Consider the following 13509-nt stretch of genomic DNA (forward strand, 5'->3'; position numbering starts at 1 on the left):
CATGACGGAGGCCACTTCCGTGCTGGTTGAGCCGGACCCGCGCACCCACAATCTCGAATCGCAAAAGACTGAGGCCGCTTTGAGCGAACTGACCTGGGTGATCCTTCCAACCTACCTCTATGGCCAACCAGCCAACCTTGATCCGATCATGGCGATTGCACGCCATGGCGACGCGGCCGCGTGGAGCTTCTACCCGGGCAAGAACCTTGGCGTGCTCGGTGATGCGGGTGCCGTGACGACGAGCGATCCAGAACTTGCCGCACGCATAAGGAAGCTGGGCAACTACGGCTCTTCGGAGCGCTACGTCCATGAGGTGAAGGGCGTGAACTCCCGTCTCGATCCGCTCCAGGCTGCAGTGCTGTCGGTCAAGCTGCGCCATCTGGATAAGTGGAATGAGCGCCGTCCAACGATCGCCAGCCATTACCGTGACGCCATGACCTCACCCGCGGTCGAGCTTCCATTCGTACCAGACTGTGCGGACCCGGCCTGGCACCTGTTCGTGGTCCAGTGCGATGCCCGGGACGAGCTGCAGTCGCGGCTTGCCGCCGCTGGGACCCAGACCCTGATCCATTACCCAGTTCCGCCCCATCGGCAGACAGCTTATGCCGACCTCCGCTTGAATTCCGGAAGCCTGCCGGTCGCCGAACGTCTGGCCGCGCGGGTGCTCAGCCTGCCAATTGGTCCGCACCTCTCCCACGAAGGCGCCGAACGCGTCGCATCGGCCATCAACTCACTATGACCACACCACGATTCCAGTTCACCGTCTCGGCCACGGATGGCTCGGCTCGCACCGGCACGATCGACATGCAGCGGGGCGAGATCCGCACTCCGGCGTTCATGCCCGTCGGGACGGCGGCCACCGTCAAGGCGATGAAGCCCGCGGACGTGCGCGGCACCGGCGCCGACATCATCCTCGGCAACACCTATCACCTGATGCTGCGTCCGGGCGCGGAGCGGATGGAGCGGCTCGGCGGCCTCCACGCCTTCATGGGCTGGGATCGTCCTATCCTGACGGACAGCGGCGGTTACCAGGTAATGAGCCTGGGCGAGCTGACCAAGAAGTCGGAAGCCGGCGTCAAGTTCAAGAGCCACCTCGACGGGTCGGCGCACATGCTGACCCCCGAACGCTCAATCGAAATCCAGCGCCTCCTCGGTGCCGACATCGTCATGGCGTTCGACGAGTGCACGCCCTTCCCGGCGACCGAAGAGCAAGCCGAACAGAGCATGGAACGCTCAATGCGCTGGGCACGGCGCTCACGCGACGCCTTCGATTCCGGCGGCGAACATGCGGCGCGCGCCGCCTTGTTCGGAATTCAGCAAGGCTCGATGTTCCGGCCGCTGCGGCAGCGCTCGACCGATCTGCTACTGGAGATCGGCTTTGACGGCTATGCGGTTGGCGGGCTGGCCGTCGGCGAGGGCCATGAGCAGATGTGCGCGGTGCTGGACCATGCGGTTCAGATGCTGCCGGCTGACAAGCCGCGCTACCTGATGGGGGTGGGCAAGCCCGACGACATCGTCGAAGCGGTCCGTCGCGGGATCGACATGTTCGACTGCGTCCTTCCGACCCGCTCGGGCCGCACCGGGCAGGCGTTCACACTCGACGGACCGATCAACATTCGCAACGCGCGCTTCGCTGAAGACCGCGAGCCGCTGGAGCCAGGCTGCCCCTGCCCGACCTGCTCAACTTGGTCTCGCGCCTACCTCCACCATCTGGTTCGCGCCGGCGAGATCCTCGGCGCGATGCTGATGACGGAGCACAACCTGTGGTTCTACCAGCGGCTGACGGCTGGCCTGCGCGAGGCGATCACCCGTGGGGAACTCGACAGCCACGCCCGCCGGTTCCTCGATCGCTACCGCCGCGCGGCCTCAGTTTGAGTTGAACTTGCTGAGGTCCGTGGCTGGCTCCGTTCAGCGCCCACCCGGGGCCTATCCTTCTGATCGGACAGGCTTACCGAACCGCGCTCAGCAAACGGTAAAGCCAGCCCGAGCTCCGCCCGAAGCCGACGCGGCGGTGGTTCGGTGCCGTGACCAGCAGAAGGCCGGTTCCGGAGGCGAACAATTGTCTGTGGCGAAGTCCGAACATGGTCCCATCCTTTGATTGGTAACCGGCCCGTCCCCCGGGGGCAAAGGGGGGCGGACCGGCCCGCCCCAACTCAGCTCGGGAGGGAGACTGCGTTGGTGACGTGGATCACTCCATTCGATTGCATCACATCGGCCTGCGTCACGGTTGCGGTTCCGCCCTTGCCGTCGACAAGCACCACCGCATCGCCCTGCATCCGCGCGGTCAGAACCCCGCCGTTGACGGTGGTCAGCCGGGCAGTGCCGCCGCCGGCCCGAATCTTGGCCATCAAGTCGGCCGCGGTCACCCGTCCCGGCACGACATGGTACGTCAGGATGCTGGTCAGCATCGCCTTATTCTCAGGCCGGACGAGCGTCTCGACCGTCCCGGCGGGCAGCGTTGCGAAAGCCGAGTCAGTCGGCGCGAAAACCGTGAACGGACCCGCCCCCTGCAGCGTATCGACCAGCCCCGCCGCCTGGACTGCCGCAACCAGCGTCTTGTGGTCCTGAGAGTTAACCGCATTCTGGATGATGTTGCGGTTAGGATACATGGCGGCACCGCCGACCATGACGGTCTGATCGGCCATCGCGGACTGGTCCATGCCCGCCGGCTCCGTGGTCATGCACGCCGAAAGGCTTCCTGCGGCCACCGTAAGCGCAAGAGCCGCCGTGAACTTCGTCATGTTGCTTCTCCCTGTCGGCCCTTCCTCGAGGGCCTGCACAGAGAGTTACGGAGCGAACCTGCCCGCGGATGCAGCGGGTTCAGATTTGGCTGAGGCTGCCCGACGCAACCACCGGACCGGTTGGCTGACCGGTTGGCGAGCCGCCGGTCGGCTCGACGGACAGCGCGATTCCGGCGCCTGCGCGAAGCTGCGCCGCGAGCAGTGGCTCAAGCTGTTGCATGGAGGGACGATCGCGACGCATTACCCCCAGGGAGCGCGGCGTGCCGCCATCCGGGATCACCCAAAGCTCATGGTCATGGCCCGCAGCGCCAGCCACGCCCGAAGCGTTGACCAGCAGACTCCGCCGGTTCGGCATGTACGTCACTGCAATCGCACCTGGCGCGCCGTCCATCGCAAGGGTCGCCACCATCATCGGCGCCTGCTGCTGTGTCCCTGCGGGTCGCGGTCGCGGCGCGGGCTGGCGAAGCAGAGGCGTGACCGCGAGAAGGCCCAGGGCTACCGCCGCGGCGCTGGCGAGGCCCGCCAGCCCCTGCCAGCGACGTACCTTGCGCTGCCACTGCACGACATTGTCCGACCCACCAGCCCTCCGGATAGCAAACTCGATCCGCTGCCACAGCCCCTCGCCCGGTTCCACCGGCGAGATCTCGTCCAGCAGCGGTGCAAGCCGCTCTTCCCACGCGCGCACGTCCCGTTCGAACGCGGGATCGGTAGCCTCGAGCCGACGCGCCTCCATCAGCTCCTCGCCTTCCAGCAGGCGGAGCGCATGTTCTGCGGCAAGGCTTTCGCGATAGGTCATTGCTCGAGGCACGCCTTGAGCTGCTGCAAACCCCGTCGAATCCAGCTCTTCATCGTTCCCAGCGGGGTTCCCGTCCGCTCCGCAAGCTGCAGATAGGTGAAGCCGCGCAGGAATGCGTCGCGGATCGCGCCCCGCTGCTGTGGGTTCAGCCCCTCCATGCAGCGATGCAAGCGGTCCCGCTCTTCCGCTGCTGCAACCAGGGCGAAGGCGCTCGGTCCCTCGTCCGGCCGGTCGGATGCCTCTTCGATCGGACCAGCGTCGCGCAGCCGCCGCCCGGCTCGCAGGCGATCGATCGCCCGGTTGCGGGCAAAGGTCGCCAGCCAGCTGATCGGGCTGGCGCGCTGGGGATCGAAGCTCCCGGCTCGCTGCCACAGGCTGACGTAGACATCCTGCAATGCATCCTCCGCTTCCGCCCGATCGTTCAAGATACGGAGGCAGATGCCGAATAGCTTCGCACGGGTGAGCTGATAGACCATCCTGAGGGCCGCCTGGTCGCCCTTTGCGACGGCCAGCATGGCTTGCCGCAGCGCAAGCGCATCATCCTCGGCTGCGGTTCTGTCGAGCACGCCTCCGGGATAGCCCGGATCGCATTTCGTGCCAGCCCTTTTTCGGTGCGCTCAGCTCAGAGAAACGGAGAGGAAGCTCGGCAACGGCCCGTTCCATTCGCCGGCATCGGCCGGCTCCGCTTCAACGGCGCTGCGCTCCTGCACTGCCACCGCAACCGGCGGGGGGCTCTCATCCACAGGCCTCGTCCGCTCCGGCGATGCGGAACCGGCGGCGCGCGACCGGGTACGGCTGGATTGGCGCTTCGGCTCCGGCTTGGTCTCTTCGGATGTCGGTTCGGCGATCGCCTCCTGGCCTTCCGCCCGCGGGATCGGCATTCCGATCAGCTTTTCGATCCCCGCCACCGCTTCCGCATCTTCCTTGGTGGCGAGGGTGATGGCGATGCCGGTCGCCCCAGCGCGGCCGGTGCGGCCGATCCGGTGAATATAATCGTCCGGTTGCCACGGCACATCGAAGTTGATGACATGGCTGACGCCCTTCACGTCCAGTCCGCGCGCAGCGACGTCCGAAGCGACAAGGATGTTGATCTCGTCCTGCTTGAATCGGTCGAACTCGGCAATGCGCGCCGCCTGCTCCATGTCGCCATGGATCTGGCCTACCGCGAAGCCGGAGCGCTTCAGGCTGGTGTACAGGTCACGCACCGTAGTCTTGCGGTTGGAAAAAATGATCGCGTTCTTAACCTCATTGTGGCGCAACACGTCACGCAGCACGTCGCGCTTCTTGTCGCTGCGAGTCAGGATCAGCCGCTGCTCGATGTTGACGTTGGCGGTCGCGGGACGGGCCACTTCGATCCGCTTGGGATCGTTGAGGAACTTGGACGCAAGCTTCTGGATCGGCGGCGGCATGGTCGCCGAGAACAACAGGGTCTGCCGTTCCTTCGGCAGCCGCGAGCAGATTTCCTCGATATCCGGGATGAAGCCCATGTCGAGCATCCGGTCGGCTTCGTCGATCACCAGCAACTGACAGCCGTTGAGCAGGATCTTGCCTCGGCCGAACAGGTCCATCAGCCGCCCAGGCGTGGCGATCAGCACATCGACGCCCTTCTCCAGCGCCTTGACCTGATCGCCCATCTGCACGCCGCCGATCAGCAGCGCCATCGAGAGCTTGTGGTACTTGCCGTACTTCTCGAAATTCTCGGCAACCTGCGCCGCCAGTTCGCGGGTCGGCTCCAGGATCAGGGATCGCGGCATGCGCGCCCGGCTGCGTCCGTGATGGAGGATGTCGATCATCGGCAGCACAAAGCTGGCGGTCTTGCCGGTCCCCGTCTGGGCAATGCCGATCAGGTCCCGACCCATCAGGGCAGAGGGTATCGTGCCCTTCTGAATTGGCGTAGGCGTGTCGTAGCCGCTGTCGCCGATGGCGCGCAGCAGTTCTTCGGAAAGGCCGAGATCGGCGAAATTCATTCAAAGGCTTTCGGAAAAGAAAACGGCGCCGCGCGCACGAAGCGCAGCAGGCCGCGCCTGCCTGCTGCAGAGGCGGCCGAAAGTCAAGGAAAGCGGCTACTTGACGATGGTCGGAACCATGGTCCGAAAGCTTTCTATCCGGCAGCTGCCGCCCATGCGGTTGCGGATTTCGTCTCGCTTGGCGCAGACTCGGTCGCCCTGCGGCTGCAGGTAGAAGCCGCCGTAAAAGTCCAGCGCCGGGCAGTCGCTGTCCATCTCCGCACGAACGCGCCGGCGATCGCGCAGCAGAAAGTCGATGCTGGTCTCCGTCGCAAGCGCGGCGGCCACAAGCTCGCCGGAGCCGATGCACTTGGGTCCCTTCTTCTGGATCCAGCGGATCGGGACCGGGAACCTTGGGCGGATCACCGGCACTCGCATGATCACCTCGTCCCGGACCGTAACGCGGCTCACCACGGCAGCGCCCGTCGGCTGGCCGTCGCCGAAGAGCGCCATCACGAATGGCAGAAAGGACAAGGACGACAGGATCAACTCAGGCAGGACCTTACGAGACGCAAGGAGCTTCGGCCAGCCGCGTTGAACGCGTCATGAACTGGGCTGAACGCCGTCGACATGCCTTGCCAGACCAGTCCGGCGCGAATAGAGCCCCGCCCGAAATCAATCCGCTCCGGACGTCGCTTCTGACGGCGGGGCTTCCCATGGAGTGAAACATGGCGACTGCCGCGCCGACCCAGGCTCTGCCCTTGCTGTACAACAACATCGTGCCGCTGAGCAGCACTGACCACGCGAACGCCAAGGTACGGCGGATGACGGGCATCCCGCAGCTTGCCCAGACGCACGCCATTCCGGTCACCGTGGACGAGTTCGCGCTGGCTCAGCGCCATTTTCCGATCATCTTCTCGGTCGGTGAGGAGCCAGTTCCGCTTGCCCTGATGGGCCTCAACGAGAGTGTGAACACGTTTATCGACGCCGACGGCCGCTCGACCGAGCCCACCGTCTACATGCCGGCTTATCTTCGCCGCTACCCGTTCCTGCTCGCCCGCCTGAGGCCGGACACCGACGAACTGTCGCTTTGCTTCGACCCGACGTCCGGAGCCATCGGTGATTTCGAGGATGGCGAACCTTTGTTCACCGGCGACCAGCCGAGCGAAGCCACCAATGCCGTGCTCCAGTTCTGCGAGCAGTTCGAGACTGCGGGCCAGCGTACCCAGCTGTTCATGCAGGAATTGGTCAAGTCCGGGCTGCTGATGGACGGCGAAGTCGCGATCCAGCCGGAAGGCAGCGAGCAGCCGTTCATCTACCGCGGCTTCCAGATGGTCGACGAGGAGAAGCTGCGGAACCTGCGCGGCGACGAACTCCGCAAGTTCAACCAGAACGGCATGCTCCCGCTCGTCTTCGCCCACCTTTTCAGCCTGGGCCAGATCCGCGACGTGTTCGCCCGCCAGGTGCAGCAGGGCACCGGTCCCGCCGGCGCCTACCATCCGCAGCAGGACGGGGCTCCCGCCCAAGCGTGACGCCGTCGCGCCGGATTGCGGCGGCGGCAACCTTGTCGAGCGCGCACCGGTTTCCCATCTTCGGATCATGCCGGCGGCGCGTTTCCCCCTTTCGCCTGCCGGCAGGCGCATCCTGCGGGTGCGTCCCTCCCTGGACCTGGCCATCCCCTCCGTGAGGGGGTGGCCTTTTTTTATTCGGCGGCGGCGCGCAGGGCCTGCCGGTCAAGCAAGGCTTCGCCCAGGTCGCTGACCAGCGCCTCGAACAGTTTCGCCACCTTGTCGAAGCCCGGGCCGGGATCGTCGAAGGATGCGTCGAGGTAGGCCGTTCGGTCGATCTCGACCTGGAGGGCATGCACCCCTTCCGCCGGCTGGCCGTGCCGCTCGACGATCCAGCCGCCCGCATAGGGATCGTTCATTGCGGTCTTGAAGCCGTGGGCTTCCGCCGTGCGGCGCGCAAGATCACCGATCCACGCCGCGGCAGTTCGTCCAAAGCGATCGCCGATCACCACCGGCACCTGCCCCGCGCGGGGCGGCATCGAATGACAGTCGAGCAGCACGACTTCGCCGTGCTGCGCCGTTGTCCGGGCGATCGCCGCGGCGAGCGCCTCGTGGTAGGGGCGGTGGACCTCCTCCAGCCGGCGCTCCAATTCGCGAGTAGTCAGCTTGCGCCGCCAGAGTTCCCCGTCGCGAGGAGTGCGCGCCGGCACGATGCCCAGTCCGCCGCGGGCGCGTGGACCGGGGTCGCAGTCCGGAGCCGAAGCGATGATGGTTGGATCGATCTCGACCAGGGAGCGGTTGCAATCGATGACTGCGCGCGGCGTGCGGGCGATCACCGCCGCGCAGCCGAGGTTCAAGGCGCGCCACACCAGTCGGTCTACCAACGGATCTTCGAGCGAGGCCAGCGATCCGCGGCCGCGCCGGCTGAGATCCAGCACCCAGCGGGGATAGTCGCGGCCGGAATGCGGGACCGAAAGGATGACCGGCAGCCGGCCACGCAGCGGAATGACGTCTGCAGGAGGAAGCGGCGATCGGTCCACGGTCACCTTGTTTCTACGGCATGCACGGAGGCCCATCAACCGCTGCCCCGTTTCGGGAGTCGCGTTGAACAGCATGCTGGAAAAAATTAAGCGGTAGGCGCATACAGTCCGGACATGATCAGGATTCTTCTGGCCGAGGACGACACGTCCATGCGCGAATATCTCGCGCGGGCTCTGCAGCGCGTGGGTTACGACGTGGTCGCCGTCGGCTGCGGCACGGAAGCGATGCCGCTTCTCGAAAGCGATCGCTTCGACCTGCTGCTGACCGATATCGTCATGCCGGAGATGGACGGGATCGAGTTGGCGCAGAAAGCTTCCGCGATCGACCCGGCGATCCGGGTCATGTTCATCACCGGCTTCGCCGCCGTCGCGCTGCAGAGCGGCCGCACCGCGCCGGAAGCCAAGATGCTGTCCAAGCCTTTCCACCTCAAGGACCTCGTCGCCGAAGTGGACCGCATCTTCCAGACCGAAGACCAGCACGGGCGCCTGTAAGCCGAGTTCTTCGACTTTCCCCAACGACTATTCGGGGTGTCCATAGCTGCACCTGCTGCAGTCGTGAGTAGCCGCGCACGCGGCATATCGAAGAGCGTTTTCGCCGCTATAGAACGCGCATGATCGAACCCTGGGTTTACCCCACCCTTACCGCAGTCGCAGTCCTCACCGGCTTCATCGACGCCATTGCGGGCGGCGGCGGGCTGATCATGATGCCCGCCCTGCTGTTCGCCGGAGTGCCGCCGCTGCACGCGCTCGGCACGAACAAGCTCCAGTCGATGTTCGGGACGATGATGGCGATGAGGAACTACGCCCGCTCCGGCCTGATCGAGTGGCGGCGCAATCTGGTCACTGTAGCCATTGTCTTCGTGGGCGCGGCTGTCGGCTGCCTAGTGGTGCAGAGCATCGAGACCAGGCTGCTGAACCTGCTCATCCCGGTGCTGCTGTTCATTGTGGCGCTATACGTCCTGCTATCCCCGCGGATGAGCGACGAGGATGCACATCACCGCCTGTCGAGCACCGGCTACGCTCCGGTCGGCGGAGCGATAGGTTTCTATGACGGCTTTTTCGGTCCGGGCACGGGGACCTTCTTCACCACTTCGCTAGTCGCGCTGCGCGGCTATGGACTGACGAAAGCGACGGCCCTCACCAAATTGTTCAACTGGACCAGCAACATCGCGTCCGTGCTGCTGTTCGCGTGGGGCGGTCAGGTGCTGTGGCTGCTCGGCCTGTGCATGGCGGCAGGAGCGATGCTTGGCGGCTGGCTCGGCAGTCACACCGCGATGAAGTTCGGCGCGCGGCTGATCCGCCCACTGCTGGTCGCGATCAGCATCGCCATGACCGCGCGCCTGCTGTGGGGCTATTTCGCCGGCTGAGGGAGCAGCAGGCTGCCGTCACCGTAGCTGTAGAAGCGATAGCCCGCGTCGATCGCGTGCGCATAGGCGCGCTTCATCACGTCCAGGCCCATAAGCGCCGACACCAGCATGAACAGGGTCGACCGAGGCAGGTGGAAGTTGGTCACGAGGCCGTCTACCGCCCTGAAGCGATAGCCCGGCGTGATGAAGATGCTGGTGTCGCCCTCGAACGGACGCACCTTTCCGTCCTCGTCAGCCGCGCTTTCGATTAATCGCAGCGCGGTAGTGCCAACCGCGATCAACCGCCCGCCCGCGGCTCGTGCCTGGTTGAGCCGCTCGGCCGTGGCCTCGTCCACACGGCCCCATTCGGCGTGCATCCGATGGTCCGCCGTATCCTCCGCCTTGACCGGCAGGAAAGTCCCGGCGCCGACATGAAGGGTCAGCGTCTCGCGCTTGATGCCCGTCTCGTCCAGCGCCGAGATCAGGCGCTCGGTGAAGTGCAACGACGCGGTAGGGGCGGCGACGGCGCCCTCCTCCCGTGCGAACAGGGTCTGGTAGTCGCTCGCATCCTGCGCATCGACTACCCGCTTCGACGCGATATACGGCGGGAGCGGCATCGTCCCGGCGCGGTGCAGCAGCACTTCAACCGGCTCCTCACCATGGAAGTGAAGCAGGACCGAGCCGTCCGCCCCCTTTTCCACCACCGAGGCCGCCACATCGGCGGCGAAGTCGACCCGATCACCAGACTTGAGTCGCCGCGCATTGCGGACGAACGCCCACCAGCCGCGCAGACCCTCGCGCTTGTGCAAGGTCGCGCCGATGCTCGCCTCGCCCTTCCGGCCTTCGAGCTGCGCGGGAATGACCTTGGTGTCGTTGAAGACCAGCACGTCCTGCGGCCGGAGCAGTTGCGGCAGGTCGAGAATGGCGCGGTCCGAGATCATTTCGCCTTCGACCAGCAGCAGGCGTGCCGAATCGCGCGGACGCGCTGGCCGAAGCGCAATTCGCTCCGGCGGCAGGTCGAAATCGAAAAGGTCGACCCGCATCAGTTGGTAGCGGGGGCTGGCTCCGCGGCTTGAACCGGTGTGGCCGCCGGCACCGGAGCCGCAACCGCGACCGGCCCGCCGAGGGTCGCCCGAACGATCCGCGTCGGCTCGGCGGGCGGTTCGCCCACGGCGATGCTATCCACAAACTGCATTCCGGAGACCACCCGCCCGAACACGGTGTACTTGCCGTCCAGCGACACCCGTGGCGCAAACATGATGTAGAACTGGCTGTTGGCGCTGTTTGGATCCTCCGCACGCGCCGCTGCCATCGTCCCACGCAAGTGCGGCAGGCCGTTGAACTCGGCCTTCAGATCAGGCAGCGGCGAGCCGCCGGTCCCGTCACCCTTGGGATCACCGCCCTGAGCCATGAAACCTGGGATCACCCGGTGAAAAGGCAGGCCGTTGTAAAAGCCCGACTGAACCAGCGACTGGACCCGCTGGACCATCAGCGGCGCCGCGTCGGGACGGAGCTGGACTACCACCTGCCCCCCGTTGGACAGCTCCAGCGTCAGGCGATTGGCAAGGTTCGCGGCGATGTCCGCCGGCGCCACGATCGGCAAAGCCGGAGCAGCCGGGGCCCCTTGTGGAGCGGGCGCAGCGGCGATCAGCGCCAGTCCGAAGAAAGGCAGTGCGAACAGGGTCTTGGACATGCGAACCTCTTATCTCGCGGGAAGCTTGGCGCCGACATCCGCAGCAACCGCGGGGGTGACGAACGGGGCGATGCAGCCGCCATAGCGCGCGATCTCCTTAACCAGCCGTGACGCAATCGGCTGGAGCGAGGCGTCGGCCATTAGGAAGACCGTCTCGATGCGGTCGTTGAGCTGCTGGTTCATGCCGGCCATCTGATACTCATATTCGAAATCGGCGACGGCCCGCAGTCCGCGAAGGATCATCGCAGCCCCTTCCCGCTCGGCAAAATCCATCAGCAGGGAATCGAACTCGACCACCTTGACGTTGGCCATGCCGGCGATCTCCCGCTGAACCATTGCCAGCCGCTCGGCGACGGTGAACATCGGTTCCTTGGACGGGTTGGTCGTGACGCCGATAACCAGGCGATCGACCAGCCGCGAACCGCGTTGGATGATATCCAGGTGCCCGAGGGTGATCGGGTCGAAGGTTCCCGGATAAACCGCGGTGCGATCGGCCATCGCCTAGCGATCCCGGTTGATTGCGAAGCGGGCGATGGCCCGGAGCAGGTCGGCTTCGGCCCCATGATCATGAAGGTGCTCGATTGCCTGGTCGACGAGAATCCCCGCTTGGGCCCGCGCACGTTCTTCGCCGAGCACTGATACGAAAGTCGCCTTGCCGGCGGCCGCGTCCTTGCCCACGCGCTTGCCCGCAGCCGCCTCGTCACCCGCGTGGTCGATCAGGTCGTCCGCAATCTGGAACGCCAGCCCGATGTTGCGGGCGTAGCCCCGGTAGCGGGTGCGCCCTTCTTCCGGCAACCGGCCCATGATCGTGCCTGCCTCGACCGCATATTCGATCAAGGCGCCTGTCTTCAGCTGCTGAAGCCGCGTCACGGCGGCAAGATCCGACTGCTGGCCCTCGGCAGCAAGGTCGAGCATCTGCCCGCCGGCCATGCCGTCGGGACCAGAAGCCCGCGCCAACTCCAGCACGAGTTCGGAGCGGACGAACGGGTCTTCGTGGGTCGCGGCCTCGGCCATGATCTCGAAGGCAATGGCGTGAAAGCTGTCCCCGGCCAGCACGGCCGCGGCTTCGCCATAGGCCTTGTGCACGGTCGGCTTGCCGCGGCGAAGATCGTCGTCGTCCATGCACGGCAGGTCGTCGTGGATCAGCGAATAGACGTGGATCGCCTCGATCGCCGCACCGGCGCGGATCGCGCGCGCTTCGTCCACCCCGAACAACCGCGCCGAGGCCACGGTCAGCAATGGCCGAAGCCGCTTGCCCCCACCGATCGCCGCATGGCGCATCGCCGCGAACAGATGATCGCGCCCGTCGCCGCGATCGGCGAGATAATGTTGGAACAGCTGGTCGACTGCGTCGCCGACGCGGCGGATCTCACTCCCCAGGTCCACGCAGGGACTCTCCACCGACCTAGCTGCCGTCAAACGGCACCGTCCCGCGCGGCCGTCCGTCAGGGCCAAGCGCAATGGCGTCGATGCGCGCCTGCGCTGACTTCAACCGTTCCTCGCACAGGCGCCGCAAGCGGTCACCTTCCTGATAAAGGTCGATCGACTGATCAAGCGGAGCCTCGCCACGCTCCAGCAGCCGGACGATCTCCTCCAGCCGGCCCAATGCCGCCTCAAAGCTCAGTGCGTTCGGTTCGCCCCCTGCGTCCATCACTCAAGACCTGACCGATGCCGGCAGGGGAATCAAGCGCGCTTGAACGGGTCGAGGATTCCCGGAACGATCTCGCCAGGGCGGCCGTGCTCCGCTTCGTTCAGCGCCGCGTCGGCATCGCGTGCATGCTGCTCGCGCTCGGCGCGGAGCTGGTCGATCAGCGACTGGCGATCCCCTTCGAAGCGCGTGTCGACCCGCTCGCTCATGCCAGCGGCTTTTTGGGCCTTGGCGACGGCGGCATCCAGTTCGCGCTGGCTGGTCAGGCCGAGCGTGACGGGATCCTTGGGCTGGATGTTGGCCATGTTCCAGTGGGTCCGATCACGGATCGCCGCAATGGTCGTGCGCGTGGTGCCGATCAGCTTGCCGATCGCGCCGTCGCTGACTTCCGGATGGTTGCGGATGATCCAGGCGATACCGTCGGGCTTGTCCTGACGCTTGGAAACCGGCGTGTAGCGCGGGCCCTTGGTGCGGGTGACGGGATCGGGCGCCTTGTGCATCTGCAGCCGGTAGTCCGGATCCGCCTGCCCCTTCTCGATCTCCTCGTGTGTCAGCTCGCCCGAACGGATCGGATCGCGGCCGGTCAGCTTGGTCGCCGCGGTGTCGTCGGCGATGGCCTGCACTTCCAGGATATGGAGGCCGCAGAATTCCGCGATCTGATCAAAGGAAAGGGCGGTGTTGTCGACCAGCCAGGCGGCGGTGGCGTGGGGCATGAGCGGCTGGGCCATGCGAAGAGTCTCCGGTTACAAAAAGGGCCGCCCCCATCAGGAGCGGCCGGGCGTTGCCGAAGC

The 13509-nt window shown here is 65.8% G+C and carries 17 protein-coding genes; 5 read left to right on the plus strand and 12 right to left on the minus strand.

All coding sequences use genetic code 11. The annotated features are described in order from the left end of the window. The first annotated feature begins 1 nt into the window (after position 1). A complete protein-coding gene (locus ACFQPG_RS10280; protein WP_380813137.1) occupies positions 2–739 on the plus strand; it encodes a DegT/DnrJ/EryC1/StrS family aminotransferase in 738 nt (245 codons plus the stop codon). After that, positions 736–1875: a tRNA guanosine(34) transglycosylase Tgt gene (gene tgt / locus ACFQPG_RS10285; protein WP_380812690.1), complete on the plus strand. Its 1140-nt coding sequence runs from the start codon at positions 736–738 to the stop codon at positions 1873–1875. The genes ACFQPG_RS10280 and tgt overlap by 4 nt, the downstream gene beginning before the upstream one ends. A gap of 278 nt (positions 1876–2153) precedes the next feature. On the opposite strand, the gene ACFQPG_RS10290 is transcribed toward tgt, so the two are convergent. The 5 genes from ACFQPG_RS10290 to ACFQPG_RS10310 form a co-directional block, all read right to left on the minus strand. Then, positions 2154–2741, minus strand: coding sequence for a fasciclin domain-containing protein (locus tag ACFQPG_RS10290; RefSeq protein WP_380812693.1), 588 nt, complete (start codon positions 2739–2741; stop codon positions 2154–2156). Positions 2742–2820: 79 nt separating this feature from the next. Next, a complete protein-coding gene (locus ACFQPG_RS10295; RefSeq protein WP_380812695.1) occupies positions 2821–3537 on the minus strand; it encodes an anti-sigma factor domain-containing protein in 717 nt (238 codons plus the stop codon). Further along, a complete protein-coding gene (locus tag ACFQPG_RS10300) occupies positions 3534–4103 on the minus strand; it encodes a sigma-70 family RNA polymerase sigma factor (protein WP_380812698.1) in 570 nt (189 codons plus the stop codon). The genes ACFQPG_RS10295 and ACFQPG_RS10300 overlap by 4 nt, the downstream gene beginning before the upstream one ends. Positions 4104–4154: 51 nt before the next feature. Beyond that, complete coding sequence (locus ACFQPG_RS10305; RefSeq protein WP_380812701.1) at positions 4155–5504, minus strand: DEAD/DEAH box helicase; 1350 nt, start codon at positions 5502–5504, stop codon at positions 4155–4157. A gap of 96 nt (positions 5505–5600) precedes the next feature. Beyond that, entirely contained in the window at positions 5601–5996 is a 396-nt protein-coding gene (locus ACFQPG_RS10310) for a hypothetical protein (RefSeq protein WP_380812704.1), read from the minus strand. A gap of 215 nt (positions 5997–6211) precedes the next feature. Here ACFQPG_RS10310 and ACFQPG_RS10315 point away from each other — a divergent pair, with 215 nt between their 5' ends. Beyond that, complete coding sequence (locus ACFQPG_RS10315; RefSeq protein ID WP_380812707.1) at positions 6212–7015, plus strand: SapC family protein; 804 nt, start codon at positions 6212–6214, stop codon at positions 7013–7015. Positions 7016–7185: 170 nt separating this feature from the next. Here ACFQPG_RS10315 and ACFQPG_RS10320 read toward each other — a convergent pair whose 3' ends face one another. After that, positions 7186–8031 carry an N-formylglutamate amidohydrolase gene (locus tag ACFQPG_RS10320; RefSeq protein WP_380812709.1) on the minus strand — a complete coding sequence of 282 codons (846 nt, stop codon included), beginning with the start codon at positions 8029–8031 and terminating at the stop codon, positions 7186–7188. A gap of 114 nt (positions 8032–8145) precedes the next feature. On the opposite strand from ACFQPG_RS10320, the gene cpdR reads away from it, so the two are divergent. Both cpdR and ACFQPG_RS10330 read left to right on the plus strand, forming a co-directional pair. Beyond that, positions 8146–8523: a cell cycle two-component system response regulator CpdR gene (cpdR, locus tag ACFQPG_RS10325; protein WP_380812712.1), complete on the plus strand. Its 378-nt coding sequence runs from the start codon at positions 8146–8148 to the stop codon at positions 8521–8523. A gap of 119 nt (positions 8524–8642) precedes the next feature. Further along, the gene (locus ACFQPG_RS10330; protein ID WP_380812715.1) at positions 8643–9398 is read left to right on the plus strand and encodes a TSUP family transporter; all 756 of its coding nucleotides are present in this window, start codon (positions 8643–8645) and stop codon (positions 9396–9398) included. Here ACFQPG_RS10330 and queA read toward each other — a convergent pair. The 6 genes from queA to ACFQPG_RS10360 are packed head-to-tail and all read right to left on the minus strand — an operon-like array spanning position 9383 to position 13446. Further along, on the minus strand, positions 9383–10420 hold the full coding sequence (gene queA / locus ACFQPG_RS10335) for a tRNA preQ1(34) S-adenosylmethionine ribosyltransferase-isomerase QueA (RefSeq protein ID WP_380812718.1): 1038 nt from the start codon (positions 10418–10420) through the stop codon (positions 9383–9385). The genes ACFQPG_RS10330 and queA overlap by 16 nt on opposite strands. After that, complete coding sequence (locus ACFQPG_RS10340; RefSeq protein ID WP_380812720.1) at positions 10420–11070, minus strand: peptidylprolyl isomerase; 651 nt, start codon at positions 11068–11070, stop codon at positions 10420–10422. Before ACFQPG_RS10340 ends, queA begins: the two co-directional genes overlap by 1 nt. A gap of 9 nt (positions 11071–11079) precedes the next feature. After that, positions 11080–11568 (minus strand): pantetheine-phosphate adenylyltransferase, encoded by a 489-nt coding sequence (gene coaD / locus ACFQPG_RS10345; RefSeq protein ID WP_380812723.1) that lies wholly within the window; start codon positions 11566–11568, stop codon positions 11080–11082. A 3-nt stretch (positions 11569–11571) separates the two neighbouring features. Continuing rightward, positions 11572–12456, minus strand: coding sequence for a polyprenyl synthetase family protein (locus tag ACFQPG_RS10350; protein ID WP_380812725.1), 885 nt, complete (start codon positions 12454–12456; stop codon positions 11572–11574). A 19-nt stretch (positions 12457–12475) separates the two neighbouring features. Beyond that, complete coding sequence (locus tag ACFQPG_RS10355; RefSeq protein ID WP_380812727.1) at positions 12476–12721, minus strand: exodeoxyribonuclease VII small subunit; 246 nt, start codon at positions 12719–12721, stop codon at positions 12476–12478. A gap of 32 nt (positions 12722–12753) precedes the next feature. Next, entirely contained in the window at positions 12754–13446 is a 693-nt protein-coding gene (locus tag ACFQPG_RS10360; RefSeq protein ID WP_380812730.1) for a DUF1013 domain-containing protein, read from the minus strand. Between the last annotated feature and the right edge of the window lie 63 nt (positions 13447–13509).

It is taken from the genome of Sphingomonas sp. GCM10030256, assembly GCF_042666415.1.
Classification (GTDB): Bacteria; Pseudomonadota; Alphaproteobacteria; order Sphingomonadales; family Sphingomonadaceae; genus Sphingomicrobium.

What these genes read in the sequence shown, in the direction of transcription:
- ACFQPG_RS10280 (WP_380813137.1), top strand. Translation starts at nt 2, where the DNA reads ATGACGGAGGCCACTTCCGTGCTGGTTGAGCCGGACCCGCGCACCCAC.
- tgt (WP_380812690.1), top strand. Translation starts at nt 736, where the DNA reads ATGACCACACCACGATTCCAGTTCACCGTCTCGGCCACGGATGGCTCG.
- ACFQPG_RS10290 (WP_380812693.1), bottom strand. Translation starts at nt 2,741, where the DNA reads ATGACGAAGTTCACGGCGGCTCTTGCGCTTACGGTGGCCGCAGGAAGC.
- ACFQPG_RS10295 (WP_380812695.1), bottom strand. Translation starts at nt 3,537, where the DNA reads ATGACCTATCGCGAAAGCCTTGCCGCAGAACATGCGCTCCGCCTGCTG.
- ACFQPG_RS10305 (WP_380812701.1), bottom strand. Translation starts at nt 5,504, where the DNA reads ATGAATTTCGCCGATCTCGGCCTTTCCGAAGAACTGCTGCGCGCCATC.
- ACFQPG_RS10310 (WP_380812704.1), bottom strand. Translation starts at nt 5,996, where the DNA reads ATGGCGCTCTTCGGCGACGGCCAGCCGACGGGCGCTGCCGTGGTGAGC.
- ACFQPG_RS10315 (WP_380812707.1), top strand. Translation starts at nt 6,212, where the DNA reads ATGGCGACTGCCGCGCCGACCCAGGCTCTGCCCTTGCTGTACAACAAC.
- cpdR (WP_380812712.1), top strand. Translation starts at nt 8,146, where the DNA reads ATGATCAGGATTCTTCTGGCCGAGGACGACACGTCCATGCGCGAATAT.
- ACFQPG_RS10330 (WP_380812715.1), top strand. Translation starts at nt 8,643, where the DNA reads ATGATCGAACCCTGGGTTTACCCCACCCTTACCGCAGTCGCAGTCCTC.
- queA (WP_380812718.1), bottom strand. Translation starts at nt 10,420, where the DNA reads ATGCGGGTCGACCTTTTCGATTTCGACCTGCCGCCGGAGCGAATTGCG.
- ACFQPG_RS10340 (WP_380812720.1), bottom strand. Translation starts at nt 11,070, where the DNA reads ATGTCCAAGACCCTGTTCGCACTGCCTTTCTTCGGACTGGCGCTGATC.
- coaD (WP_380812723.1), bottom strand. Translation starts at nt 11,568, where the DNA reads ATGGCCGATCGCACCGCGGTTTATCCGGGAACCTTCGACCCGATCACC.
- ACFQPG_RS10355 (WP_380812727.1), bottom strand. Translation starts at nt 12,721, where the DNA reads ATGGACGCAGGGGGCGAACCGAACGCACTGAGCTTTGAGGCGGCATTG.
- ACFQPG_RS10360 (WP_380812730.1), bottom strand. Translation starts at nt 13,446, where the DNA reads ATGGCCCAGCCGCTCATGCCCCACGCCACCGCCGCCTGGCTGGTCGAC.